27 protein-coding genes, 1 riboswitch and 1 other annotated feature are annotated in these 25,708 nt (G+C 43.5%); of the genes, 22 read left to right on the top strand and 5 right to left on the bottom strand.

Annotated features, from left to right (window positions below; all coding sequences use genetic code 11):
• The first annotated feature begins 22 nt into the window (after nt 1-22).
• The 9 genes from htpX to GVO60_RS12185 all read left to right on the top strand — a co-directional run bounded on the left by htpX (nt 23) and on the right by GVO60_RS12185 (nt 7,102).
• Nucleotides 23-886 (top strand): protease HtpX, encoded by an 864-nt coding sequence (gene htpX, locus GVO60_RS12145; RefSeq protein WP_159654372.1) that lies wholly within the window; start codon nt 23-25, stop codon nt 884-886.
• A gap of 189 nt (nt 887-1,075) precedes the next feature.
• Nucleotides 1,076-1,495: a nuclear transport factor 2 family protein gene (locus tag GVO60_RS12150; protein ID WP_159654374.1), complete on the top strand. Its 420-nt coding sequence runs from the start codon at nt 1,076-1,078 to the stop codon at nt 1,493-1,495.
• Nucleotides 1,492-2,217, top strand: coding sequence for an SDR family NAD(P)-dependent oxidoreductase (locus GVO60_RS12155; RefSeq protein WP_159654376.1), 726 nt, complete (start codon nt 1,492-1,494; stop codon nt 2,215-2,217). The genes GVO60_RS12150 and GVO60_RS12155 overlap by 4 nt, the downstream gene beginning before the upstream one ends.
• A gap of 11 nt (nt 2,218-2,228) precedes the next feature.
• Nucleotides 2,229-3,509, top strand: a complete 1,281-nt coding sequence (locus GVO60_RS12160; protein ID WP_159654378.1) for an NAD(P)/FAD-dependent oxidoreductase — start codon at nt 2,229-2,231, stop codon at nt 3,507-3,509.
• Nucleotides 3,509-4,294, top strand: a complete 786-nt coding sequence (locus GVO60_RS12165; RefSeq protein ID WP_159654380.1) for a DUF1365 domain-containing protein — start codon at nt 3,509-3,511, stop codon at nt 4,292-4,294. Before GVO60_RS12160 ends, GVO60_RS12165 begins: the two co-directional genes overlap by 1 nt.
• Complete coding sequence (locus GVO60_RS12170) at nt 4,291-5,535, top strand: SAM-dependent methyltransferase (protein ID WP_159654382.1); 1,245 nt, start codon at nt 4,291-4,293, stop codon at nt 5,533-5,535. Before GVO60_RS12165 ends, GVO60_RS12170 begins: the two co-directional genes overlap by 4 nt.
• A 1-nt stretch (nt 5,536) precedes the next feature.
• Nucleotides 5,537-6,061 carry a DUF2878 domain-containing protein gene (locus GVO60_RS12175; RefSeq protein WP_159654384.1) on the top strand — a complete coding sequence of 175 codons (525 nt, stop codon included), beginning with the start codon at nt 5,537-5,539 and terminating at the stop codon, nt 6,059-6,061.
• A complete protein-coding gene (locus GVO60_RS12180) occupies nt 6,018-6,578 on the top strand; it encodes a chalcone isomerase family protein (RefSeq protein WP_159654386.1) in 561 nt (186 codons plus the stop codon). Before GVO60_RS12175 ends, GVO60_RS12180 begins: the two co-directional genes overlap by 44 nt.
• On the top strand, nt 6,575-7,102 hold the full coding sequence (locus GVO60_RS12185) for a DUF3833 domain-containing protein (protein ID WP_159654388.1): 528 nt from the start codon (nt 6,575-6,577) through the stop codon (nt 7,100-7,102). Before GVO60_RS12180 ends, GVO60_RS12185 begins: the two co-directional genes overlap by 4 nt.
• A gap of 57 nt (nt 7,103-7,159) precedes the next feature.
• Here the strand turns inward: GVO60_RS12185 and purB are convergent, their stop codons facing one another.
• The 3 genes from purB to mnmA form a co-directional block, all read right to left on the bottom strand.
• Nucleotides 7,160-8,530 carry an adenylosuccinate lyase gene (gene purB / locus GVO60_RS12190; protein WP_159654390.1) on the bottom strand — a complete coding sequence of 457 codons (1,371 nt, stop codon included), beginning with the start codon at nt 8,528-8,530 and terminating at the stop codon, nt 7,160-7,162.
• A gap of 164 nt (nt 8,531-8,694) precedes the next feature.
• On the bottom strand, nt 8,695-9,312 hold the full coding sequence (gene hflD / locus GVO60_RS12195; protein ID WP_159654392.1) for a high frequency lysogenization protein HflD: 618 nt from the start codon (nt 9,310-9,312) through the stop codon (nt 8,695-8,697).
• A gap of 29 nt (nt 9,313-9,341) precedes the next feature.
• Nucleotides 9,342-10,466 carry a tRNA 2-thiouridine(34) synthase MnmA gene (mnmA, locus tag GVO60_RS12200; RefSeq protein ID WP_159654394.1) on the bottom strand — a complete coding sequence of 375 codons (1,125 nt, stop codon included), beginning with the start codon at nt 10,464-10,466 and terminating at the stop codon, nt 9,342-9,344.
• A gap of 196 nt (nt 10,467-10,662) precedes the next feature.
• Between mnmA and GVO60_RS12205 the strand changes: the two genes are divergently transcribed.
• The gene (locus GVO60_RS12205; RefSeq protein WP_159654396.1) at nt 10,663-10,932 is read left to right on the top strand and encodes a hypothetical protein; all 270 of its coding nucleotides are present in this window, start codon (nt 10,663-10,665) and stop codon (nt 10,930-10,932) included.
• Nucleotides 10,933-11,070: 138 nt separating this feature from the next.
• The gene (locus GVO60_RS12210) at nt 11,071-12,375 is read left to right on the top strand and encodes an inosine/guanosine kinase (protein ID WP_159654398.1); all 1,305 of its coding nucleotides are present in this window, start codon (nt 11,071-11,073) and stop codon (nt 12,373-12,375) included.
• A 92-nt stretch (nt 12,376-12,467) separates the two neighbouring features.
• On the opposite strand, the gene GVO60_RS12215 is transcribed toward GVO60_RS12210, so the two are convergent.
• On the bottom strand, nt 12,468-12,884 hold the full coding sequence (locus GVO60_RS12215; protein ID WP_159654400.1) for an H-NS family histone-like protein: 417 nt from the start codon (nt 12,882-12,884) through the stop codon (nt 12,468-12,470).
• 567 nt (nt 12,885-13,451) lie between these two features.
• Nucleotides 13,452-13,634, top strand: a riboswitch (Lysine riboswitch).
• Between the two features lie 114 nt (nt 13,635-13,748).
• Between GVO60_RS12215 and tet(35) the strand changes: the two genes are divergently transcribed.
• From tet(35) to hisIE, 9 genes are all read left to right on the top strand, one after another.
• Nucleotides 13,749-15,350, top strand: coding sequence for a tetracycline efflux Na+/H+ antiporter family transporter Tet(35) (tet(35), locus tag GVO60_RS12220; protein ID WP_159654402.1), 1,602 nt, complete (start codon nt 13,749-13,751; stop codon nt 15,348-15,350).
• A gap of 176 nt (nt 15,351-15,526) precedes the next feature.
• Nucleotides 15,527-15,663: a sequence feature (His leader region), on the top strand.
• 53 nt (nt 15,664-15,716) lie between these two features.
• The gene (hisG, locus tag GVO60_RS12225) at nt 15,717-16,613 is read left to right on the top strand and encodes an ATP phosphoribosyltransferase (RefSeq protein ID WP_159654404.1); all 897 of its coding nucleotides are present in this window, start codon (nt 15,717-15,719) and stop codon (nt 16,611-16,613) included.
• Nucleotides 16,614-16,618: 5 nt separating this feature from the next.
• The gene (gene hisD / locus GVO60_RS12230) at nt 16,619-17,914 is read left to right on the top strand and encodes a histidinol dehydrogenase (protein ID WP_159654406.1); all 1,296 of its coding nucleotides are present in this window, start codon (nt 16,619-16,621) and stop codon (nt 17,912-17,914) included.
• A gap of 11 nt (nt 17,915-17,925) precedes the next feature.
• Nucleotides 17,926-18,966, top strand: coding sequence for a histidinol-phosphate transaminase (hisC, locus tag GVO60_RS12235; protein ID WP_159654408.1), 1,041 nt, complete (start codon nt 17,926-17,928; stop codon nt 18,964-18,966).
• Between the two features lie 56 nt (nt 18,967-19,022).
• Nucleotides 19,023-20,096 (top strand): bifunctional histidinol-phosphatase/imidazoleglycerol-phosphate dehydratase HisB, encoded by a 1,074-nt coding sequence (gene hisB / locus GVO60_RS12240; protein WP_159654410.1) that lies wholly within the window; start codon nt 19,023-19,025, stop codon nt 20,094-20,096.
• A 10-nt stretch (nt 20,097-20,106) separates the two neighbouring features.
• Nucleotides 20,107-20,721, top strand: coding sequence for an imidazole glycerol phosphate synthase subunit HisH (gene hisH, locus GVO60_RS12245; RefSeq protein ID WP_159654412.1), 615 nt, complete (start codon nt 20,107-20,109; stop codon nt 20,719-20,721).
• Nucleotides 20,722-20,749: 28 nt separating this feature from the next.
• Complete coding sequence (gene hisA, locus GVO60_RS12250; protein WP_159654414.1) at nt 20,750-21,487, top strand: 1-(5-phosphoribosyl)-5-[(5-phosphoribosylamino)methylideneamino]imidazole-4-carboxamide isomerase; 738 nt, start codon at nt 20,750-20,752, stop codon at nt 21,485-21,487.
• Nucleotides 21,469-22,242 carry an imidazole glycerol phosphate synthase subunit HisF gene (gene hisF, locus GVO60_RS12255; protein ID WP_159654416.1) on the top strand — a complete coding sequence of 258 codons (774 nt, stop codon included), beginning with the start codon at nt 21,469-21,471 and terminating at the stop codon, nt 22,240-22,242. Before hisA ends, hisF begins: the two co-directional genes overlap by 19 nt.
• The gene (hisIE, locus tag GVO60_RS12260) at nt 22,239-22,874 is read left to right on the top strand and encodes a bifunctional phosphoribosyl-AMP cyclohydrolase/phosphoribosyl-ATP diphosphatase HisIE (protein WP_159654418.1); all 636 of its coding nucleotides are present in this window, start codon (nt 22,239-22,241) and stop codon (nt 22,872-22,874) included. Before hisF ends, hisIE begins: the two co-directional genes overlap by 4 nt.
• 53 nt (nt 22,875-22,927) lie before the next feature.
• On the opposite strand, the gene GVO60_RS12265 is transcribed toward hisIE, so the two are convergent.
• Entirely contained in the window at nt 22,928-24,133 is a 1,206-nt protein-coding gene (locus GVO60_RS12265) for a putative manganese transporter (RefSeq protein WP_159654420.1), read from the bottom strand.
• A gap of 182 nt (nt 24,134-24,315) precedes the next feature.
• On the opposite strand from GVO60_RS12265, the gene GVO60_RS12270 reads away from it, so the two are divergent.
• Together GVO60_RS12270 and GVO60_RS12275 are read left to right on the top strand one after the other, a co-directional pair.
• Nucleotides 24,316-25,221 (top strand): manganese-dependent inorganic pyrophosphatase, encoded by a 906-nt coding sequence (locus tag GVO60_RS12270; protein WP_159654422.1) that lies wholly within the window; start codon nt 24,316-24,318, stop codon nt 25,219-25,221.
• A gap of 86 nt (nt 25,222-25,307) precedes the next feature.
• Nucleotides 25,308-25,688: a DUF2750 domain-containing protein gene (locus GVO60_RS12275; protein ID WP_159654424.1), complete on the top strand. Its 381-nt coding sequence runs from the start codon at nt 25,308-25,310 to the stop codon at nt 25,686-25,688.
• The last annotated feature ends 20 nt before the right edge of the window (nt 25,689-25,708 follow it).

Consider the following 25,708-nt stretch of genomic DNA (forward strand, 5'->3'; position numbering starts at 1 on the left):
CTTCCAGTTTCGGAGAAAAGTAATGAAGCGTGTCATGTTGTTCTTAGCAACCAACCTAGCAGTCGTGCTGGTGTTAAGTGTTGTACTCAATATTGTTTATGCTGTAACGGGGATGCAGCCTGGTAGCCTGTCAGGGTTACTGTTAATGGCGGCTGTATTTGGTTTTGGTGGTTCGTTTATTTCATTGATGATGTCAAAAAGCATGGCGTTACGCTCTGTTGGCGGCATGGTGATTGAGAGCCCACGTAACGAGACAGAACATTGGCTTCTGGAAACGGTTCGCCGTCAATCAGAGCAAGTAGGCATTGGTATGCCAACCGTAGCGATCTATGATTCTGCGGACATTAATGCATTTGCAACCGGTGCGAAGCGTGATGATTCGCTTGTCGCTGTTTCAACGGGCCTACTTCATAATATGACTCGTGATGAGGCAGAAGCTGTACTTGCCCATGAAGTGAGTCACATTGCTAACGGTGACATGGTCACTATGACCTTGATGCAAGGTGTTGTGAATACATTTGTTATCTTCTTATCACGCTTTATCGCGAACATTGTTTCGTCAAATAGCGATGAAGAGGAAGGCGGAAGCAATATGATGGTTTACTTCGGTGTCTCTATGGTATTGGAGTTGATTTTCGGCTTCTTGGCGAGCTTTATTACTATGTGGTACAGCCGCCATCGCGAATTCCATGCGGATGCGGGTGCAGCGCAATTGGTCGGAAAACAGAAAATGATAGCAGCGCTTGAGCGTCTAAAGGTTAGCCATGAGTCACAGCTTGAAGGTTCTATGATGGCTTTTGGTATCAATGGCAAACGTTCGATGACAGAGCTACTAATGAGCCATCCACCGTTAGATAAACGCATAAACGTGTTACGTAATTCATAACGCTTAAATTAGCACTTGATTGAATTAATAAAAAAGGCTTGGTTTTGTACCAAGCCTTTTTTGATCCAAGCGAATCAAATCAACGTATAAACCGGAAATTAGTAAGTTTTCCATGTTTGTACAGCTCAAAAAAGTATCCTACTTTTAACATGTTGTACGCATTGTACCTTGTATAGCAAAGGTGAAAGGATGAATGTTGAGTCAGTTGGTTCGGTCTACCAGCACTTAAGTAAACGTAATTTATATTTGCTAGACGATATCTACCATGAAGATGTTGTGTTTGAAGATGCAGCCCATCGTTTAGAAGGGTGGAGTGCATTGCAGCAATATTTTTCTTCCTTGTACTCGAATGTTCATCGTTGCGAATTTGATATAAAAGAGCAGCAGCAAGTTGGAGACAGCGGTTTTCTCACTTGGACGATGACGTTAGAGCATCCAAAGCTTAAGAGTGGTTCTCAGGTTCAAGTTAATGGAGTCAGTCATCTTAAGTTTTACCAAGGTAAGGTCATCTACCACCGCGATTACTTCGATTTGGGGGAGATGCTTTACGAGAATTTACCTCTACTTGGAAAAGTGATTAAGACGATTAAACAGAGGCTAGGGCAATGAATTGCGTCTTAATTACAGGCGCTACTTCTGGCATTGGGATGCAACTAGCGAAAGATTATGCTGACAGTGGCTGGCACGTTGTCGCTTGTGGCAGAAATAGCCTTGCTTTGCAGCTTTTACAGCACTACTCAAGTTTAATTACCCCTTTAGAATTTGATCTGACTGATTTAAATGAGACGACTCGGGCAATTGGCAAACTCGATTTAGAACCCGAACTTTGGATCCTTAACGCAGGAAACTGTGAGTACATAGATAACGGGGTTATCGAAGCTGCCTTGTTTCGTCGTGTGTTCGATATTAATGTCATTGGATTGGTTAATGCTATCGAAGCTTGCCAAAGTCGGTTTCGCGCGGGTCATCGCATTGCTATCGTTGGGTCGATAGCTAGCGAACTAGCTTTACCACGTGCTGAAGCTTACGGTGCATCAAAAGCTGCGGTGAGCTATCTCGCAAGGACCTTGCAGCTAGCACTTAAAAAACAATCGATTGATGTGTCGACTGTTTATCCAGGCTTTGTTGAAACGCCACTTACCGATAAAAACACTTTTCCCATGCCAATGATGGTCAGTGTGGAGTACGCATCAAAGGCGATTCGAGATGGTTTAGCGAAAGGCTTATCTCACATTTATTTTCCTCGTAGATTTACTCTCTTAATGCGTTTGCTTGGGGCTCTTCCTTATCGCTGGCAAAACGTACTCACCTCAAAACTCATCTCTGGGTAAAGGAGTTCATTATGAAAATTGCGATTATAGGAACGGGTATATCAGGGCTTACTTGCGCATACAGGCTGAATGCACAACATGATATTACAGTGTACGAAGCGAATGACTATATTGGCGGTCACACTGCGACAGTGGATGTGGAGCTAGCTGGTGAAACATACGCCGTTGATACGGGGTTTATTGTATATAACGATCGTACTTACCCAAACTTTATTCAAATGATGAATGAGATTGGAGTAAAGGGAAATCCGACTCAAATGAGTTTCAGCGTACGAAACGATGCAACGGGTTTGGAGTATAACGGGCATACCATTACCACACTGTTTGCTCAGAAGCGTAATTGGCTCAATCCTAAATTCTACTCTTTTATTTTTGAGATTTTGCGTTTTAACAAGAGCGTTAAGGAAGTCGTTGAGTTGGGCGCCGGAAAGGGACAAACGTTAGGTCATTTCCTCACTGAGAATCAATTCAGTGATTACTTCAGTAAAAACTACATATTACCGATGGGCGCCGCAATTTGGTCATCAACCTTAGCGGATATGCGAGCATTCCCTTTAGATTTCTTTGCTCGATTCTTTTTAAACCACGGCTTACTTGATGTTACTAACCGCCCACAGTGGTACGTGATTGAGGGCGGTTCAAGAGCGTATATCGAGCCTTTGACACGAAGCTTTTCCGACAAAATCCGTTTAGCGACTCCAGTGGAGAAAGTTTCGAGAGACTCTGCGGGCGTAAAGGTATGGGCTAAAGGCGAGATTGAGCGTTTCGACCATGTCATTTTTGCATGTCATAGCGATCAGGCGTTGGCCATGCTGGATGATGCGACGCAGCTTGAGCAAGATATCCTTAGCGATTTAGAGTATCAGCAAAACGAAGTGATACTTCATACGGATGCTTCTTTATTGCCAAAACGTAAAGCTGCGTGGGCGGCTTGGAATTATTGGTTAGACGGAGGTCGAGATGAGCAACAGAGACCGCCGACTCTCACTTATAATATGAACATACTGCAACATATCGAAGCACCTGAGACGTTTTGTGTGTCGCTGAATAGTGCAGAGCAGATCGATTCGAAAAAAATCTTACGCACTTTCTATTACGACCATCCAGTATTTAGCCGCCAATCTATGCGAGCGCAAGGTCGCCGTAGCGAAATCAACGGGCATAACCAAACTTGGTTTTGCGGTGCATACTGGTACAACGGCTTCCATGAAGATGGTGTGAGAAGCGGTTTAGATGTTGTTACTGGTCTAGAAGCGTTAACTGGGCAAGTCGGTCAAAAAGGGGCAGCCTAATGGACGCTGACCACAACTGCTCATTGTTGACTGGTGACGTTCGGCATAGACGCTTTACACCGGTTAAGCATCAGCTCAAATATCCTCTGTTTATGCCATGTATCGACTTGGACAATCTTGAGCAATTATCCAAGAGCGTCTGGTGTTTTGGCACTAAATGGTGGCACTGGGCTCGTTTCAAGCGCGAGGACTACTTAGGGGCTGGGTGTCTAAAACAGTCGGTTATAGACAAGGTGAGTGAATTGACTGGTGAGCGGGTTAATGGCCGGGTTGAAGCCGTTGTTCATTTGAGGTATTTGGGGATTTATTTCAGCCCAGTTAACTTTTATTACCTTTATGATGAAGACGGTGTGTGGCGCTATTTATTAGCAGAGGTGAGCAACACACCTTGGAACGAGCGACACTATTATGCGATTCCAGCCGACACTAACTCCCCGTATAAACACGAAAAAGCCTTTCATGTATCTCCATTTAATCCAGTCGAACAGCAATACGTTTGGCGTTTAAAGCCACTCGATAAAAGGTTGTTCGTCCACTTGGAATGTCATCGTTCGAATAAAGAGTTCGATGCCACCTTGAGTATGATAAAGCAGCCGATGACATCAAAAAATCTACTTAAACATCTGATCTTAACGCCGGTTATGGCAGTAAAAGTAGTTGCCGGTATCTACTGGCATGCATTCAAGCTTTGGTGCAAGGGAGCGCCTTTTTATTCTCATCCTAAATACCAAGCAAAAGATAGTGCTCAACCAAAAGAGAAACAAGTCGAGGAGCATAGAACATGATGAATATTCAAGCGTTACCATTTCCGGGGCAACTGACGACAGGGCAAAAAACAGCGAGAAGCATTGCACTTACTTGCTTGTATAAAATCAACAAAGGCAGTCTAACGGTTGTTGAATCCTTTTCAGAGCATGAGCGCACTGAAAGACATATGTTTGGACGACCAAAGGATGGAGAGCCTAAAGCGCTTATCGAAGTGAAGAACCCGGCTTTTTATGCTCGTTTACTGACTGGCGGGAGTATCGCTGCAGGCGAAGCTTACATGGATGGTTGGTGGGATAGTCCTGATCTCACAACTTTAATGGAATTGATGGCGCTTAACCTAACGGCTCTCGACTCTATTGAGAATCGCACCAGCTTTCTATCAAAGTTAACTTACAAGCTAGGGCATTGGATGAATAGAAACACGGTGGCTAACTCAGAGAAGAATATCCAAGCGCACTATGACCTAAGCAATGAGCTCTATCAAACATTCCTAGATACCAATATGCTTTACTCCTCTGCGATATTTTCTTCCTCCAATGATTCGTTAGAGCAAGCTCAAATCAATAAGATGGAGCGCCTGTGTCAACAGCTTAAATTAACAGAGCATGACTCAGTGATAGAAATTGGAACTGGCTGGGGAGCAATGGCGATTTATATGGCTGAGAAATACGGTTGCCAAGTGACCACCACGACCATATCAGAGCAGCAATACCAATATGCGAAAGAGCAGATTGAATTGAAAGGCTTACAAACCAAAATTACGCTTTTAAAACAAGATTATAGAAATTTGACAGGTCAGTTCGACAAGTTGGTTTCTATTGAAATGATAGAGGCCGTTGGTAAAGAGTTTTTAAATTCTTATATTCAAAAATGTCAGTCGCTGTTGAAACCTCAAGGTCTAATGGCGATTCAAGCTATTACGATTGCTGATCAACGTTATGACTATTACAGCGACAACGTTGATTTCATCCAGAAGTATATTTTTCCGGGGGGCTTCCTTCCATCGATTACGGCATTAACACATGCTGCAACTAACCAAAGTGACCTCGTATTGAGAGATTTACATGATATTGGTCTCGACTACGCTCAGACCTTGAATGCGTGGTATCAAAAATTCAATGCTGCTGAGAATAGGGTGAGGGAGCTGGGGTTTGACGACACCTTTATTCGGATGTGGAATTATTATTTTTGCTACTGCGAAGGTGGCTTCAAAGCTAAGAGTATCAGCACTGTTCATATGACTTTCCAGAGAGCTTAATATGAAAACGTCGCAGCTGATTCTAATTTCGACCTGGTTTCAAATCTTGTGGTTTATGGCGATTCTAGGAACGGAAAAATGGCAGTGGGTGACGTTAAGCTTAGTGGTCTTCACCATTGTTGTCAGTGCTAAATATGGTGCTTTGCGTCTCGACCGTCTATTGCTGTTATTTATCATTGGTTTAACGATTGACCACACAAATACATTCTTTGGACTATTTGAGTTTTTAACTGCCGGATTCCCTATATGGCTTGCTGCTTTATGGGGTATTTTTTTGTGGTATGCCAACTATCTTGTTCCTATTTTGAACCGTTACCCTTTCTGGGCCGTATCTATAGTGACAGGATTGAGTGGAGCGCTTAGCTATTTCGCAGGAATGAAATTAGGCGCTGTGCAATTTCCTTTTGATTTTACACTGACTTTTATGATTCTTTTTGCTGAGTGGGCACTGATGATTATCGTTATCAAAAGGGTGTATAGATATGAATATCACGCAACAAATATTCGCAGCGGTGCTCGCCACTAGTTTGTTTTATAATTCTTATTGCTACGCATCTGCCGCGAACGATAAATTGGCTTGGTCTAGCTGGCCTTCTGTGGGGCAAGCGCAATTGACTGTTTTTATCTTTGATGTTTATCAGTCTCAATTAAAGACGCCATCTGGATTCTACTCCTTAGCCAAAGATATCACGCCTCACCCTCTGGCTTTATCAATCGATTATCAACGGAATATCTCTCAAAACCAGTTGTTAGAGGCAACAGAAGAGCAATGGGAAAAGCTGGGCTATCACCCTGAAGAGAGGAGTCAGTGGGTTGATAAGCTCGATCAAATATTCCCTGATATCCAAGAGGGGGAAAATCTTACTTATGTCACTGACGGTCAGTCCGGCTATTTTTACTACCGAAAAGCTTCTGATCAAGATCCTGCATTGATCGGAACCATAGATGATGAACATCTAAATGATGCCTTCCTAGCCATCTGGCTTTCGCCAAATACAACTTATCCTGATTTACGTGCCCAATTAATAGGACGAACTCAATGATTAAATACCTTCGTGCTCTTGCCTTCTTTTTAATCGTTTTTTTAACAGCGTGCTCAAACGATATTGGCGATTATAAAACATCGAAGCCTCAGTTTGATTTGTTTGAGTATTTCGACGGGCGAACACAAGCATGGGGAATGGTTCAAGATTATACAGATAAACAAACACGTCGATTCAGCGTTTCTATCGATGGTGTGGTTGAAGGGGATACGTTAACGCTTGTTGAGGATTTTGTCTTTGCTGATGGCGAAATTGACCAACGTATCTGGACGATTAAGCGGGTAGGTAAAGACCAGTATGTAGGGGAAGCGGATGATATTATTGGTCAAGCTAGCGGCGTGGAAGCGGGGAATGCACTTCAGTGGCAGTATGATTTTGAGCTTAAAATGGATGATTCTACTGTCGTTGTCGCTTTTGATGACTGGCTATATCGTCAAGACGAAAAGCATGTATTCAATTTAACTAAAATTAAGAAGTTTGGTATTGAAGTTGGCCAGATAACACTGTTTTTCCAAAAGAATTAAAAAGAAAGGGCTGACGCATTCACGTCAGCCCTCTTAATTTTTAATGCGTTAGCGTGATTACAGCTTGTCAGTCAGCTCGATTGCTTGACCGATGTAGTTTGCTGGCGTCATTTCTTTAAGACGTACTTTCTCGTGCTCAGGTAGCTCAAGGCCGTCGATGAAGTTACGCATTGCTTCGCCATCTACACGCTTACCACGAGTTAGCTCTTTTAGCTTCTCGTACGGTTTTTCAATATTGTAACGACGCATTACGGTTTGTACTGGCTCTGCTAGTACTTCCCAGTTCTTGTCTAGTTCAGCAAGAAGCGCTTCACGGTTTACTTCTAGCTTGCTAATGCCTTTAAGCGTAGAAGTGTAAGCAATGATCGCGTAGCCAACACCAACACCAAGGTTACGTAGAACCGTTGAGTCGGTTAGGTCACGTTGCCAGCGAGAAACAGGAAGCTTCTGTGCTAGGTGACCGAATACAGCGTTTGCAAGACCTAGGTTACCTTCAGAGTTTTCAAAGTCGATTGGGTTAACTTTGTGAGGCATTGTTGAAGAACCAATCTCGCCAGCAATGGTTTTCTGCTTGAAGTGGCCTAGTGCAATGTAACCCCAAACGTCACGGTCGAAGTCAATCAGGATAGTGTTGAAACGAGCGATAGCGTCGAACAGCTCAGCGATGTAATCGTGTGGCTCGATCTGAGTTGTGTAAGGGTTCCAAGTAACGCCTAGAGACTCAGTGATGAACTCTTCAGAGAATTTATGCCAATCTAGCTCTGGGTAAGCAGAAAGGTGAGCATTGTAGTTACCTACTGCGCCGTTGATTTTCGCAAGGATCTCAACGTTTTCGATCTGCTTGAATTGACGCTCCATACGGTACGCCACGTTTGCCATTTCTTTACCCATTGTAGATGGAGAAGCAGGCTGACCGTGTGTACGAGATAGAAGAGGAATGTCACGGTATTCCACTGCTAGTGCTTTGATCGCGTCGATTAGGTTACGGATTTCTGGAAGAATCACGTTCTCACGCGCTTCTTTAAGCATTAGAGCGTGTGATGTGTTGTTGATGTCTTCAGAAGTACATGCAAAGTGGAAGAACTCGTTTACTGCGTGCAGTTCAGGAACGTCAGCGACTTTTTCTTTTAGGAAGTACTCAACTGCTTTAACGTCGTGGTTAGTTGTACGCTCGATCTCTTTGATACGGCGAGCATCTTCTTCAGAGAAGTTTGCAGCAAGGTTGTCTAGGAATTGATTCGCTTCTGCGCTGAATGCTGGTACTTCTGCAATCTCAGTCGTCGCAGCAAGTTTTTGTAGCCAGCGGATTTCAACAATAGTACGGTACTTCAATAGACCGTATTCGCTGAAAATTTCGCGCAATGCAATTGTCTTGCTTCCGTAACGGCCGTCTACTGGTGAAACAGCAGTCAGTGCTGACAGTTCCATGATGTTCTCCTGAATTGAGTTTCTAAATTTCGTGAGCTTTATACCAATATCGCGCACGTTTGTCACGAACATTACGCAAACGTTTGCGTTGCTCGTATTTTGAGACAAAGTACTTTGATATAAAACAATGAGCTCGCGACGATGCGCGAGCTGGTAATTGGGTATTATATTCTAGCTAAGAGGATTTGAGCTTGCTCGACCATCTTCTTGCGTCCGAAGATGAGATGGCGGCGTCGACCACCCACTTGTCGCCACAAAACAGCGCTACGAATACCAGACAATAATAGAGCACGAACTTTATGTTGATTACTTGTCTGCTGCAGAACTGAAGGGGTGCCTGTCACTTGAATTCGAGGACCGATCGGGCTAACGACGTCAAGGTAAACGCTCGCTAGATTACTGATCATTTGCTCGCTCAATAATTCAAAGTGTTCTAATTGGCGATCAAGCATTTGAATTCGGTCGCCTAGTTGAGACATGGCATCGTTACGACCACTAAGTTTACGCTCTAAAGCCATTAAACTGATGATGTAGCGAGTGATTTCACTACCTGTTGGTGTGCTGTCGATACCTTTAACTAAGCATTCTAACCCAAGCTTTAAATCCGCTTCACGTCCATAAACACTGACAGTATTGCTTGGGTTTATATTCAAAATCGCTTTTAGTGAAGCTTCAAACGCGTCGTTGTCGCAATGACCATTCTTAGCAACCTGTTGAACTAAAGCAACAGCTTGGCATATTCCTGCAAATGCAATGGTACGGTCATAAAGTGCGTTAGCCACGTAGTAATACTCCTAATATATTGCGTTAGTTAGATGCGTTTTTCGATGATACCACCACCAAGGCAAACTTCACCTTGATAGAATACTGCTGATTGACCTGGTGTCACTGCAATTTGTGGTTCGTCAAAAATAACCTTAATGTTTTCATCATCAATTGGGATGATTGTACAAGGAATATCAGTTTGACGGTAACGCGTTTTTACTGTGCACTTCAAAACATCAGTAATTGGTGTGCGATCTACCCAATGAAGTTGAGAAGCGACTAAACCTTCAGATTTAAGCAGTGGGTGATCTTTACCTTGTACCGCAATAAGAACGTTACGCTTAAGATCTTTTTCACCAACAAACCAAGGGTCTTCATTGCCGCCGCCGCCTTTGCGACCGCCAATATGAAGTCCTTTACGCTGACCTAGCGTGTGGTACATCAAACCTTGGTGCTTGCCAATAACTTCACCTTCTGGCGTCTCAATATTGCCAGGTTGTGCTGGAAGGTATTTACCAAGAAATTCTGTAAACTTACGTTCACCGATGAAACAAATACCCGTTGAGTCTTTTTTCTTCGCAGTGATCAAATCTTGCTCTTCTGCAATTCGACGTACTTCTGGTTTTTCTAATCCGCCAACTGGGAATAAGCTACGTGCAACTTGCTCACTGCTTAGTGTGTAAAGGAAGTAACTTTGGTCTTTGTTACCATCTAAACCGCGTAACATTTGAGGCTGTTGACCATTATTGATCTCTTCTTGAGTCGGGAATGTACGGCGTACGTAGTGACCCATTGCGATGTAGTCAGCATCTAAAACTTCATCTGCAAATTCAAGGAATGCTTTAAATTTGATTTCTTTGTTGCAAAGAATATCTGGGTTTGGTGTACGTCCTGCTTTGTATTCCGCTAAGAAATATTCAAAGACGTTATCCCAATATTCAGCCGCAAAGTTGATGGTGTGTAGGTGAATGCCTAACTTGTCACATACTGCTTGAGCATCGGCGAGATCTTCCGCCGCTGTGCAATATTCTTCGTTGTCATCTTCTTCCCAGTTCTTCATGAACAAGCCTTCTACTTGGTAGCCTTGTTGTTTTAGAAGATAGGCAGAAACAGATGAATCAACGCCGCCGGACATACCGACGATGACTTTCTTTTGGCTGTTATCAGACATTACTAAGCACCACTTAAATTAACTGGAGGCAGATTCTAACAGAAAGCATCTCGAGGTGACAGATCCGAGATCGAACTCACACTTCGAAAATCGCTGAACTTTTGTTCGCTTAATCACTATATCTGCGCTTTTATCACTATAGGGTGTCTATATGTGGCATAGTTGGCAAAATTCAAGTCCCTATGGAAACGAAACAATGAGTGAAGAGAACCAAGTTTTTGAAGAAGCACAACTAATTGAAGTGATCGAGAATCAATTGGAAGATGGCAGCCCTTTGAAAGTGAAAGAAACCTTAATGCGTTTGATGATGACAGGGACACCAAGAGAAGAAGCGGTTGCGATGATGGCGTGCGCGGTTTCTATTGAGATCTTCGATGTAATGAAAAATGAAGTTGAGTTCAACCTGAAACGCTACGCTGAAAACTTAGATCGACTACCAGATTTGAGCTTTATGGAAGGTGAATAAAGCCTCTTATTTATTACGCTCTTGTCGACAATAAATTAATTAGCCTAGCAAACGTTTGCTATAATTCCGATTGTTGCCGCGCTAGATAGTGCGCGGTAGAATCCGGCATCTTTTCATCCCTTAATCAGAATTCTTGTTATGAAATTTCCTGGTCAACGTAAATCAAAACACTACTTTCCAGTACATGCGCGTGATCCGCTTGTCAGCCAGTCGCAACAAAGCAAAAAAATGTCGCGCACACATATTATTGGTATCGATCAGACTCTAGTTGATATCGAAGCGAAAGTGAGTTCTGAATTAATCGAGAAATATGAACTGAGTAAGGGACACTCTTTAGTTATCGATGATGCAACTGCTGAAGCACTATACAATGAACTAAAAGAAAATGAATTGATCACCAATGAGTACGCTGGCGGTACTATTGGTAATACACTGCATAACTACTCTGTTTTAGCTGATGACCGCTCAACCCTGCTTGGTGTAATGAGTCAAGATATTAAGATCGGTAGTTATGGATACCGCTATTTATGTAATACATCAAGCCGAATGGATCTTAATTACCTTCAAGGTGTTAATGGTGCGATTGGCCGTTGTTTTGCTCTAATTACTGAAGATGGGGAACGTACCTTTGCGATCAGTGAAGGCCAAATGAACCAACTTCACCCAAATAGCATTCCGGAGAAAATCTTTAAAAATGCTTCTGCTTTAGTATTAACCGCTTATTTAGTTCGTTGCAAAGAGGGTGACCCAATGCCTGAAGCAACAATGAAAGCGATTGAGTACGCTAAAAAATATGATGTTCCTGTCGTTCTAACATTGGGTACGAAATTCGTTATCCAAGACGATCCTAAATTCTGGCAAGAATTTTTACGTGATCATGTTTCTGTTGTTGCAATGAATGAAGATGAAGCCGAAGCATTAACTGGTGAATCTGAACCACTTGCAGCCTCGGATAAAGCTCTTGATTGGGTTGATTTAGTTCTTTGTACTGCAGGCCCAGTTGGTCTATTTATGGCAGGTTATACAGAGGAAGCGGCAAAACGTGAGACTTCTTTGCCACTATTACCTGGCAGTATCGCGGAATTTAACCGTTTCGAATTTAGTCGTCCGGCCGTTAAAGAACACTGTGAAAATCCAACTAAGGTATATTCGCATATTGCGCCTTATATGGGTGGTCCAGAGAAAATTAAGAATACGAATGGAGCAGGTGATGCGGCATTATCTGCATTGTTGCATGATATGGCAGCGAATAAATACCATAAAGAAAATGTGCCTAATTCCAGTAAGCATGCTCATGCATATTTGACCTATTCTTCTTTCTCACAAGTTTGTAAGTATTCAAATCGTGCGAGCTATGAAGTTTTAGTTCAACACTCTCCACGTCTATCTCGCGGTCTACCGGAGCGAGAAGATAGCTTAGAAGAAGCGTACTGGGAACGTTAATCTTAGCGGAATTAAAAAAGCCTCGCATTAGCGAGGCTTTTTATTAGTAGCAATAAAAAACGCCTAATGAGGCGTTTTTTAATAATCAGTGCTTACTTGATTAGGAAATCTTCTAGAGATTTGCCTGCATCCAACTGCTCTTGAATTGCAGAAGGTGTACGACCTTGACCAGTCCAAGTTTTTGTTTCGCCGTTTGCGTCAGCGTATTCATATTTAGCTGGGCGAGGCGCACGCTTAGATTTAACTTTTGCTTTGCCTTTAGATTCACCTGCTAGAGCAGAAATAAGAGCTTCAACATCAATACCGTCTTTTGCAATTTGTTCAGCAATTGCAGATAGTTTCGCTTCTTGCTCAGCTGCCGCCGCGCGCTCTTCTTCTTCCGCTTCTTTACGTTCAGCAACGACAATAGTTAATTTGTCTAACGCTTCTTCAAGTTGTTCCAGAGTCAACTCACGGCCAAAAGCGCGTAGGCTACGAATGTTTAATAGTGTTTTTGTTAGTTCCGACATATTTAAATCTCACTTAATAAGGAGTGCCTAATGAGTTGATAATAATCCTGAAGCGGAATTATTACAATATGGCAAATATAAAATTAATAGAAATCTGACAAATAATAATACCACTTTAGTCGAAAGCGTATTACGGGTGACGAATAATGTGATGAAGGGGAACATTATGTAAGAATTAATGAGTTTTTATAACCGAATCATCCATTTTAAGGAAGTGGTTTCATATATTTTAATTGCAGGGGGAGGGGGCTGATTTTAATAGTAAAGTTAACTTTGATGATTTATTTGAATATCGATTAATTACAGCACTAAACTTTTCTTTTGGTCTATGTAAGTAATGATGATATTTCGTGCGGAAAGAATAGTAAATTTGTATGACATTCTTGAGTTGGATGAGTATGCAGTGATGATGAAATCTTACCCTTAGCTGGTTACCAATATTTTTAACAATAAATCTAGAATGATGTATTGAAATGATGGTCTAGATAAGTACAATGAACGTCACCTAATGCGTTGTGCAAGTTAAATTGTTGTTAAAATGACTTTTCAATGGTTTAAAGTTTTTGTACTCGCGGTAGAGGAGCGGAATAAATAAGTAATACTTGTTGGGGTGATGCCAATGAACAAGTACGAAAGGTTAACCCGCCGAAGTGAGCTATCACATCAAAGATGCTTGCTGGGGTTGTACTCGAAAGGGACAACACTGCCATAGTCTATAATTTTGTAAAACTATGGAGCGCTACTGTAGGGCTGGGAGAAGCATTCGCTTCCTCGTCGCTATTTTATACTCAATTGTTTGGAAATGAATTCCTTCAGTTAGTCTGCAGTAGATCTCTAACCATTTATTACTGGTTTTTGAAGATCATGAATTTAATTGATTTTGCGTCATCTCCTATATCTCTTTTGCCTCCGTTAGTGGCATTGAGTCTTGCTATCGTAACTCGCCGTGTACTTGTATCTTTGGGTATGGGTATTGTTCTTGGTGCTATCTTGCTGAACGATTATTCAGCGGGCGGCACATTAAGCTATGTTGGCTCTACAGTATCTAGTGTGTTCGTCGAAGATGGCGGAATAAACACTTGGAATATGAGTATTGTTGGCTTCCTACTTCTACTCGGTATGATGACAGCTTTACTGACCTTGTCGGGCGGTACTCGAGCATTCGCTGAGTGGGCGCAAGTGCGTGTAAAAAGTAAACGCGGTTCTAAGCTACTTGCTGCCTTCTTAGGTGTTTTCATTTTTGTCGATGATTACTTTAACAGCTTGGCGGTAGGTGCAATCTCTCGCCCTGTAACAGATCGTTTTTATGTATCTCGCGCTAAACTTGCCTACATTCTGGATTCTACCGCTGCACCAATGTGTGTGGTAATGCCAGCTTCAAGCTGGGGTGCTTACATTATGACAATCATTGGCGGCATCCTAGTTTCTCACGGTATTACTGAGTACTCTGCTCTTGGCGCCTACATGCGCTTAGTGCCAATGAACTTCTACGCAATCTTTGCTCTACTGATGGTGTTTGCAGTAGCTTGGTTTGGCTTGGATATTGGTAAGATGCGTGAGCATGAAATTGCCGCTTCTCAAGGCCGCGGTTTCGAAAAAGAGAGCGAAAATGATACTCAGGAAGCACATGAGCTTAACGAAGAGCTAGATATTCGTGAAAGTGAAGGTGGTAAGGTTTCTGATCTGATTCTGCCAATCGTCTTTCTTATTGCGGCAACAGTTGCTTCAATGCTTTACACCGGTGGGCAATCACTAGCTTCAGATGGTATTGAATTTAACCTTCTTGGCGCTTTTGAAAATACCGATGTTGGTACGTCTCTTATTTACGGTGGCCTTGTTGGTCTTGCTGTTGCGCTATTCACTGTCTTTAAGCAAGGTATTGCGTTTTCAGAAATCTCTCGCACGCTATGGATTGGTGCTAAATCAATGTTTGGCGCGATTCTAATCCTAGTATTCGCTTGGACGATTGGTTCTGTAATCGGTGATATGAACACTGGTAAATACCTTTCAACGTTAGCGCAGGGCAACATTAACCCTCATTGGTTACCAGTTATCTTGTTCCTATTGTCTGGTTTAATGGCATTCTCGACAGGTACATCATGGGGTACGTTCGGCATTATGCTTCCAATCGCGGGTGATATGGCTGGTGCAACGGACTTAGCATTAATGCTACCTATGTTGAGTGCTGTGCTAGCAGGTTCAGTATTTGGTGATCACTGTTCACCGATCTCTGATACTACGATCCTTTCATCAACAGGTGCGCGTTGTTGTCATATTGACCACGTCTCGACACAGTTGCCTTATGCATTATCAGTTGCCCTTGTCTCATGTATCGGCTTTGTAACGCTAGGTATGACGGCTTCTGTTGGTTTGTCATTAGCGGCATCAAGTGTGGCTTTCGTGGCAATCTGTGTACTACTTTCTGTGTTGTCTAAGTCTAAAATGGCAAGTTGTCAAAATGTCTAAATAGACGAAAGCAAATTCAGACATAAAGGGAGCTTAGGCTCCCTTTTTATTTGTCTTATACAAATTGAAAAAAGTTTAAATAAATAGTTGAAAAATGTTTACACCTTGGTTAGTGTGGATATCAACAAAGCGAACAAGAAGAGCTTATTAAGTATGCGTAAATTAGTCATGAACATTCATCACCATCATCACCCAGTCTAGTCTTTCGGGAGATGCACGCATACCCGGGAGACAGGACACTCCCGGAGGCTAAAATCGCAAACTACAAGATTTAGAACCCTCGGGAGACACACTCTTCCGAGGGTTTTTTAGTTTTAGCAATCTTAAAAGTTTATAAATATCAAAAATTTGCACAGGGATAAAGCAATGCAGACACAACGCCTAAGAATCGCAATTCAAAAGAAAGGTCGCCTAAGTAAAGAGTGCCAAGAGCTTCTTAAAAAGTGCGGCGTTAAATTCAACATTATGGGTGAGCGCCTAGTCGTTCACTCACTAAATATGCCAATTGATTTACTCCTTGTTCGTGATGATGACATCCCAGGCCTAATTATGGACGGTGTGGTTGACCTTGGCTTTATCGGTGAGAACGAACTAGAAGAAGTTCGCCTTGATCGTAAAGCATTGGGTGAGCCAAATGAGTTTGTCCCTCTACGCCGTTTAGATTTTGGTGGTTGCCGCTTATCTATCGCAATTGATAAAGACGAGCAATACAACGGCCCTCTAGACCTTGCTGGCAAGCGTATTGCGACGACATACCCTCAACTTCTCAAAGCTTACATGGATGAGCAAGGCGTGCCTTTCTCTACGTGTATGCTGACAGGTTCAGTTGAAGTTGCACCACGCGCAGGTCTAGCAGATGCAATCGCTGACTTGGTCTCTACCGGTGCAACGCTTGAAGCAAATGGTCTGAAAGAAGCGGAAATTATCTTTAAGTCTAAAGCAACTCTAATCCAGCGTACGGGTGAATTTGATGCTGATAAGCAAGCATTAATCGAAAAACTCCTGACTCGTATGCAAGGCGTTCAACAAGCAAAAGAGTCTAAGTACATCATGCTACACGCGCCAGTGGCACAGCTTGAGCAAATCAAATCATTGCTTCCAGGTGCTGAAGATCCAACGGTTCTACCACTATCGACTGATAAAGAGAAAGTTGCAGTACATCTTGTTAGTACAGAAAACTTGTTCTGGGAAACTATGGAGCAACTTAAAGAGTTGGGCGCGAGTTCAATCCTAGTACTACCGATTGAAAAGATGATGGGGTAACCGTTATGAGAACAGTTGTTTGGCAATCATTAAGTGAATCTCAGCAAGACTCCATTTTAGAGCGCCCAGCGATTGCTGAGGGTGCAAACATTACCGCTGCCGTTGCTGACGTTATTGCCAAGGTTCGCAGTGAGGGTGATGCGGCACTTCTAGAGTTGACTGAAAAGTTTGATCGAGTGAAGCCTGAATCGATTCGTGTCTCGGAACAAGAAGTAACTGACGCCTGTGGTCGTTTGTCAGACAACATGAAACAGGCTCTAGACCAAGCTTATTCAAATATTGCTAAATTTCACAAGGCGCAGAAACCTCAGCCTATTAAGGTAGAAACGCAACCTGGCGTGCTATGTGAGCAAGTGACACGTCCAATCCAAAAAGTGGGTTTGTATATCCCAGGTGGTAGCGCACCGTTGCCTTCAACAGTGTTGATGCTGGGTGTTCCTGCTAAAATTGCAGGTTGTCGTAAAGTTGTTCTTTGCTCTCCACCGCCGATTGCAGATGAGATCCTTTATGTTGCTCGACTGTGTGGTATTGATGAAGTCTATAACGTTGGTGGTGGTCAAGCGGTTGCTGCCATGGCTTACGGTACAGAGACTGTATCAAAAGTGGATAAGATTTTTGGTCCTGGTAACGCGTACGTCACTGAAGCAAAACGCCAAGTGAGTAACGACTTCCGTGGCGCTGCGATTGATATGCCAGCTGGTCCTTCAGAGGTTTTGGTTCTGGCTGATGATACAGCAGACGCGGACTTTATTGCCGCAGATTTACTGAGCCAAGCAGAACACGGGCCGGATTCTCAAGTTGTGCTAGTCACGCCATCTCCTTTCATTGCTGATCAAGTGACAGATGCCGTGCTGCGCCAATTGAAAGTGCTATCGCGTGCAGATATTGCAGAAAAAGCCTTAGCGTCAAGCTTAGTGATCATTGCTGAGTCTATGACTCAAGCTGTTTCGATCTCTAACTATTACGGCCCTGAGCACTTGATTGTTCAGACTAAAAATCCGCGCGAATTATTACCTTTACTCGACAATGCAGGTTCTATTTTTCTTGGCGATTGGTCGCCTGAATCGGCGGGTGACTATGCATCGGGGACTAACCATGTATTACCGACTTACGGTTACACCCGTACCTATTCAAGCTTGGGCTTAGCGGATTTCTCTAAGCGTATGACAGTTCAAGAGTTGTCGGCTGAAGGTTTAAAAACATTGGCACCTACCGTTGTCACAATGGCAGAAGCTGAAGGGTTAGATGCTCACAAACGAGCGGTGACCATTCGAGTAGAAAAACTGGCGGCAAAAGCGTAAAGGTGGTTGAGATGGAAAAGCTAGCGCGTAAACAAGTACAGAAGTTAACCCCCTATCTATCGGCTCGTCGTATTGGCGGCACGGGTGATGTTTGGCTAAATGCCAATGAATCGCCATTTGATAATGAATACAAAACCGATTTTGCTCGTTTGAATCGTTACAGCGAATGTCAGCCAAAAGATCTTATTGAGGCTTATGCCGCATACGCTGGCGTTAAACCAGAACAGACGCTGACATCCCGCGGTGCGGATGAAGGTATCGAGCTGCTTATTCGCGCTTTCTGTGAGCCAAATGAAGACGCGATTCTTTATTGTCCGCCAACTTACGGTATGTACTCAATCAGTGCTGAAACGATTGGCGTAGAACGTAAAACAGTACCACTCACATCCGACTGGCAACTTGACCTAGCGGGTATTGAAGAAAACCTTGATAACGTAAAGCTAGTGTTTGTCTGCAGCCCAAATAATCCAACGGGTAACTTGGTGAAACGTGAAGACATCGTTTCCCTACTTGAGATGACCAAAGATCGCGCGATTGTGGTGATGGATGAAGCGTATATCGATTTCTGTCCTGAAGCCTCAACGGTTGATTTGCTTGCTCAATACCCGAACCTAGCAATTTTAAGAACGCTTTCTAAAGCGTTTGCTTTGGCGGGACTTCGTTGTGGATTTACTCTGGCTAATGAAGAGTTGATCAACGTACTTCTTAAAGTGATCGCTCCTTACCCTGTACCTATCCCAGTAGCGGAGATTGCGACTCAAGCACTGTCAGAAGCTGGGCTTGCAAGAGCGAAGTTCCAAGTGTTGGATTTAAATGCAAACCGCGCGTATTTACAGGTTGGCTTATCCATGATTGCAGGACTTGAAGTGTTTGAAGGGTGGGGTAACTACCTATTGGTTAAGTTTCCTGATGGCGACACTCTATTCAAAGCTGCGTGGGACAGTGGGATTATTCTCCGCAATTCTCCGATCGAAAATTGCGTGCGAATCAGTGTAGGTAACCGAGACGAGTGTGAAAAAACACTCGGATTTATAAGAAATTACTACAGCTAAAAGATTATTTGTTTCCATAGTTGTGGGAACGAAAAAATTGAAATAAGGAAGTTCAAGTGAGCAAACAACAAAAAATTCTATTTATTGACCGTGATGGCACCTTAATTGTTGAGCCTCCTGTTGATTTTCAAGTGGACCGTTTAGATAAGCTTAAGCTGGAGCCTTTTGTTATCCCTAGTTTGTTATCATTGCAAGACGCGGGCTACCGCCTTGTCATGGTGACTAACCAAGATGGTTTAGGCACAGATAGCTACCCGCAAGATGAATTCGATGCTCCACATAACATGATGATGGAAATCTTCGAATCGCAAGGGGTGAAGTTTGATGATGTACTGATTTGCCCGCACTTTGAAGAGGACAACTGTTCTTGTCGTAAACCTAAGCTAGGTATGGTGAAAGAGTACCTACAAGGCGGTAAAGTTGACTTCCAAAACTCAGTGGTGATTGGCGATCGTCAAACGGATCTGCAACTGGCCGAGAATATGGCGATTCAAGGGATTCAGTACAACCCAGAAACGATGGGTTGGAAACAAATCTTAAAAGACCTGACGGTAAAAGCGCGCATTGCTGAAGTGATACGTACTACCAAAGAGACAGACATCAAAGTTACGGTTAACTTAGACGAGCAGGGTGGCAACAAGATTTCTACTGGCTTGGGCTTTTTCGACCACATGCTGGACCAAATCGCGACACACGGCGGCTTCCAAATGGTTTGCCAAGTCGAAGGTGACTTGCACATTGATGATCACCACACCATTGAAGATACAGCTCTGGCTCTTGGTCAGGCATTGAAAGACGCGTTGGGTGATAAACGTGGCATTGGCCGATTCGGTTTTAGTCTACCAATGGACGAATGTTTAGCTCAATGTGCGTTGGATTTATCTGGTCGCCCATACCTAAAGTTCGATGCTGAGTTTAGCCGCGAGCAAGTTGGCGACCTTTCTACAGAAATGGTTGTGCACTTCTTCCGCTCTTTGACGGATACGCTAGCATGCACCTTACACCTATCTTCCGCCGGTGATAACGATCACCATATCATTGAGAGTCTATTTAAAGCCTTTGGCCGTACACTTCGTCAAGCGATCAAAGTTGAAGGCAATGAACTACCAAGCAGCAAAGGCGTACTTTAAGGATTAAGTTATGACAGAACAAAAAGTCATCATCATTGATACCGGTTGTGCCAATGTTTCTTCGGTTAAGTTCGCAATTGAGCGCCTTGGCTATCAAGTGGTAATTTCGAAAGATCCTCAAGTGGTACTTGCTGCAGATAAACTGTTTTTGCCTGGCGTCGGTACCGCAAGCGAAGCAATGAAAAACTTACAAGAGCGTGATCTGATTGAGTTAGTGAAGAAAGTCGAAAAGCCATTACTGGGTATCTGTTTGGGTATGCAGCTTCTTGGCAAACTATCTCAAGAGAAAGGACAAAAAGCGGATGAGATGGTGGAGTGCCTTGGGTTGTGTGATGGTGAAGTGCGTTTACTCGAGACTGGCGATTTGCCTTTGCCGCACATGGGCTGGAATACAGTCACTGCACAACCTAATCACCCACTATTCAAAGGCATTGAAGAGGGTGAATACTTCTACTTTGTTCATAGCTTTGCCATGCCGGTTGGTGATTATACGATTGCCTATTGTGACTACGGTAAGCCATTTACGGCAGCGGTTCAGAGTGGCAACTACTACGGGGTTCAATTTCACCCGGAGCGCTCATCTAAAGCGGGCTCGAAACTCATTCAGAACTTTTTAGAGCTGTAATTTTTAAGAATCAAAGGGAAATAGTTCAGTGATTATTCCAGCATTAGATTTAATCGAAGGTCAGGTAGTTCGCTTATATCAGGGTGACTACGGACAAGTGACAGAATACAAAGTTGATCCTGCCGAGCAATTTAATCTCTACCACCAAGCTGGGGCTAACTGGCTTCACTTGGTAGATTTGACCGGGGCGAAAGATACTACTGCCCGTCAACTCGACCTAATCGCAAAATTACTCGCCAGTACACCGGCAAACATTCAGATTGGCGGTGGCGTTCGCAGTGAACAAGACGTCGTTGATCTGCTTGAAGCAGGCGCGCAACGTGTGGTTGTGGGTTCAACCGCAGTTAAACAGCCTGAATTGGTAAAAGGTTGGATGGAAAAGTATGGTCCGGAGAAGATCGTTCTGGCGTTAGATATCAATATCGATTCCGAAGGTGTTCGCAAAGTGGCGATTTCAGGTTGGCAGGAAGATTCCGGCGTGACAATCGAAGCGCTTATCAATGATTATCTCACCGTTGGCTTGAAGCATGTATTGTGTACGGATATCTCAAGAGATGGCACATTGGAAGGTTCTAACGTAGAGCTCTACGTTGACTTATGTAAGCAATACCCTCAAGTGCAATTCCAATCTTCAGGTGGCATTGGCTCTTTAGCGGATATTGAAGCGCTAAAAGGCAGTGGTGTTGCAGGCGTGATTGTAGGCCGAGCATTACTGGACGGTAAATTTACCGCAGAGGAGGCATTTGCATGTTGGCAAAGCGAATAATTCCATGTTTGGATGTGCGTGACGGGCAAGTCGTTAAAGGTGTTCAATTCCGCAACCACGAAATTATCGGTGACATTGTTCCTTTAGCACAGCGATATGCTGAAGAAGGGGCAGACGAGCTCGTGTTTTATGACATCACGGCCTCGAGTGACGGACGTGTTGTTGATAAAAGCTGGGTAAAGCGCGTTGCAGAAGTGATTGATATTCCCTTTTGTGTCGCGGGTGGAATTAAGTCAGCTGAAGACGCTGCTCGAATTCTAGAGTTCGGGGCGGATAAAGTATCGATTAACTCTCCGGCTTTGGCGAACCCAGAACTGATCACAGAACTTGCCGATAAGTTTGGCGTTCAGTGTATTGTAGTTGGCATTGACTCGTACTTCGATAAAGAAACAGGCAAATATCAGGTCTATCAGTTTACTGGAGATGAGGCTCGCACTAAGGCAACTAAGTGGGAGACAAAGGATTGGGTTCAAGAAGTGCAAAAGCGCGGCGCTGGTGAAATCGTGTTGAATATGATGAACCAAGATGGTGTACGCAACGGCTATGATATCGAACAACTCAATATGGTGAGAGAAGTGTGTAACGTCCCTCTGATTGCCTCTGGTGGTGCGGGGGCAATGGAGCATTTCGCTGAAGCCTATAACAAAACCAATGTGGATGGTGCACTAGCGGCGTCTGTTTTCCACAAGCAAGTCATCAATATTGGTGAACTGAAACAGTATTTAAAACAACAGGGTGTAGAGGTGCGAGTATGAGTTTTGCTACCGCGGAAGTAAGTACACTGTCAGAAAGAATTAATTGGGATAAGGTAGATGGCCTAATTCCAGCTATTGTGCAAGATTTTCAGTCTAGCCAAGTGTTAATGATGGGTTACATGAATCAAGATGCGTTGGCTAAAACCGGCCAAACAGGTCAGGTAACGTTTTTCTCACGTACGAAAGAGCGCTTGTGGACTAAAGGTGAAACGTCGGGCAATGTTCTTCAGCTCAAGAATATCTCTCTTGATTGTGATAACGATACGCTGCTCGTAAAAGTGAACCCAATTGGGCCGACTTGCCATACGGGTACAACGACATGTTGGGATGGTGATTCACAAGAAGAATCACAAATGGTGTGGCTTCATCAACTTGAGCAGCTATTGGCTGCCCGCAAGAGTGCCGATCCAGACTCTTCCTACACCGCGAGTCTTTATGCTCGTGGCACCAAACGCATTTCGCAGAAAGTGGGTGAAGAAGGCGTTGAAGTCGCGCTTGCGGCGACGTCGGGCGATAAGGCGGAGCTAGTGTGTGAGTCAGCCGACCTGATTTATCACTTGATGGTTCTGTTGCAAGATCAAGGTTTGTCGATGAATGATGTCATTAATAAGCTGAAAGAGCGCCATAAATAACAATTAATACAAACGCCCTCGAATGAGGGCGTTTTTGTTTCTCATATTCTTCATTAGATTTCGAACAGAAAGTAATAACTGTAACCAACAATGAAAGCCGGGATCGCTGAGTAAATGGTCGCAACTAATGCCGCTTTAGGAGCAAGAGCAATGGCAGGGAATAGTGCATCACCATCGTTTGAAATTGAGTTAGCAAGCTGAGCAGACAGCGGAGCCGCACCCGAAATATACAAACTTGTAACCAGTATCTGCGGGCCACAGCCTGGTAGCAAGCCAACCACCAATCCCATAAGTGGCATCCACATTCCCCAACCAGAAAACGTTTCGGCTAAATTAATGTGGCCAAAGAAAGTAATGAGCTCAAATGCCATGAAAGCCAAAATAACCCAAGCGGTGACAAAGTTGGTGTCTTGTGCTGCTTTTTGCAAAGGGTGTGAAGAAACCTGCTTGATGTCTTCAGATACCGTCGACTCGTAATCTTTGATCTCTTTAGTCACAGACCAAAGTAACATGCTAACAATAATTAGCACGGCGCCTATCCACTCAATTCCCATTTCAGGCAAGCCCAGCAATTGATTGATGTCGACTTGAAACGACCCTAAGGCTGCAATAATCGTCGCGGGTAATAATAGCCATTTCCAAAACGCACCTTGTAAGTTGATGGCTTTTTTCTCAACTGGATTGTGTTGCCCTTTAGCGCAACTAAATCGATGGGATATTGCTTTGGCTTCTGGTCGTTGGAAGTCGTCATTGTGAATCGCATTTACTGACCAGCCTGAAATGCAGCCGACTACCACCCCCATTGCCACGACAGCTAAGCCAATGTCGGGTTTACTGGCAAGAAGCAAGAATGCAGCGTCACCCATTGTCGAAGTCAATACCGCAACAATAGCGCCAAAGCCAACTCGACCACTGACAAACTGTGTTGTAACAATGATCGCCCCACCACAACCCGGTAATGCACCAAGTAATGCGGCGAACATGACTTGATAATGGCGTGAGCTTTGATAGAGATTAACGATTTTGCTCTCTTTATTCACGAACAAAGAGAGGTAATGATAAATAGCTAAAGTGAAAGCGACATAAGATGATACAGCCCAAAATGCATCAGACAATGTATTGATCGTGACATCACGAGTCGTATTGCTCATAACGAGTGCGAGCAGTGTAATAGGCAGCAGTAAGCGTTTATATGCAGGCTTAAACTGCGTAAATGAGAGCCAAGAGGGCAGAATACTAGAGAGTTGAAGTGCGTTCATAATGCTGTAAATACAAATGAGAATGATTATCAATATAGTATAGTTGCGACAATTTGCAACAAAAAGTTGATAGAGGTATTTTTCTTTTTGCTAAACCATGACAAATCTCAAAAATCAGGTAAAGTAACGCCTTCGTGAGTAATTTGCCCTGAAAGGGCCTATTTTAGTCGATAGGAAATAAGATGATTCTAGTAGTAGGTCACAAGAACCCTGATAGTGATAGTATCTGTAGTGCATTAGTAGCGACTGAGCTTTTGAAAGCTCGTGGTGAACAAGCTATGCCAATTCGCCAAGGCGAAATCAACCGTGAAACTCAACACATTCTTGAAGTTGCAGGCGCTGAAGTGCCAGAACTTCGTACCTCTGTTGCAGGTGAGAAGATTTGGTTGGTAGACTACTCAGATCTAGCGCAAGCACCAGATGATGTGGCTGAATCTGAAATCTTAGGCATTGTTGATCACCACCGTTTAGGTGATGTGATGACAGTGAACCCAATGGAAGCGTGGATCTGGCCTGTTGGCTGTACTAACACAGTACTTTTCAACATGTTCAAAATCGAAGGTCACGAGATCTCTCCTCAGATCGCTAAGCTAATGATGTCAGCGATTCTTTCTGACACCGTAGGTTTTGCTTCTCCGACTTGCACTCAAAAAGATAAAGATGCAGTTGAAGAACTAGCAAAAATTGCAGACGTATGTGACGTTGATGCATTCATCAAAGATCTTTTGATTGCTAAAACAAACATCGAAGGCCTATCTGCGGCTGAACTGGTTGAAAAAGACCTTAAAGGCTACCCATTCAATGGTCGCGATGTTGTTGTTGGCCAAGTTGAACTAGCAACTCTAGAGCAAGTTGACGGCATGATTGATGCGCTAGAAGCCGATCTAGAGCGTCGCTGTGCAGAAGAAGGTCTAGCATTCGCAGCTGTGATGCTAACGGACATCACTACTGCTCAAACTCGTCTACTATACAAAGGTGAGTGGGCTGAGAAACTTGTTAAGCATGAAGAAAACGGCATGCTTATGATGGAAAATACACTAAGCCGTAAGAAGCAAGGCTGGCCTTGGCTACAAGCTGAGCTAGTGTAAGACTATCCAATTTGTCTATTTTCAACGCCCATGGTTTTTGCCATGGGCGTTTCTTTTATTGTTACTAAAAAGATGTGGAGAAGCCGATGTCTGAGTCACTATCTAAAGAACAGCTAGAAACAGTAAACAAAATGCGCTCAGAAGAGCGTCTGAACTACTGTATCAAAGAGATCGCTAAGCAGCGCAAAGTTTGGATTCTTACCGATGAGCATGGCTGCGTGATGTTAAACACTGAAGATGAAGATTGTGTGCCAGTTTGGCCGCATGAAGAGTTTGCGAATCAGTGGGCGACAGGCGAATGGGAACACTGTAAAGCGGAGTCGATCTCTACCGCGAAATGGTTTAGTCGTTGGACTCACGGTCTTGAAGATGATGAGCTGGCCGTTGTGGTATTCCCTAACAACGATGAAGAGGGAGTCGTGCTTTACCCTGATGAATTTGAATTCGAACTTAAGAAGCGCGGATAACCTATTTGAAAGCCAGTTAA

It is taken from the genome of Vibrio atypicus, assembly GCF_009811315.1.
Classification (GTDB): domain Bacteria; phylum Pseudomonadota; class Gammaproteobacteria; order Enterobacterales; family Vibrionaceae; genus Vibrio; species Vibrio atypicus.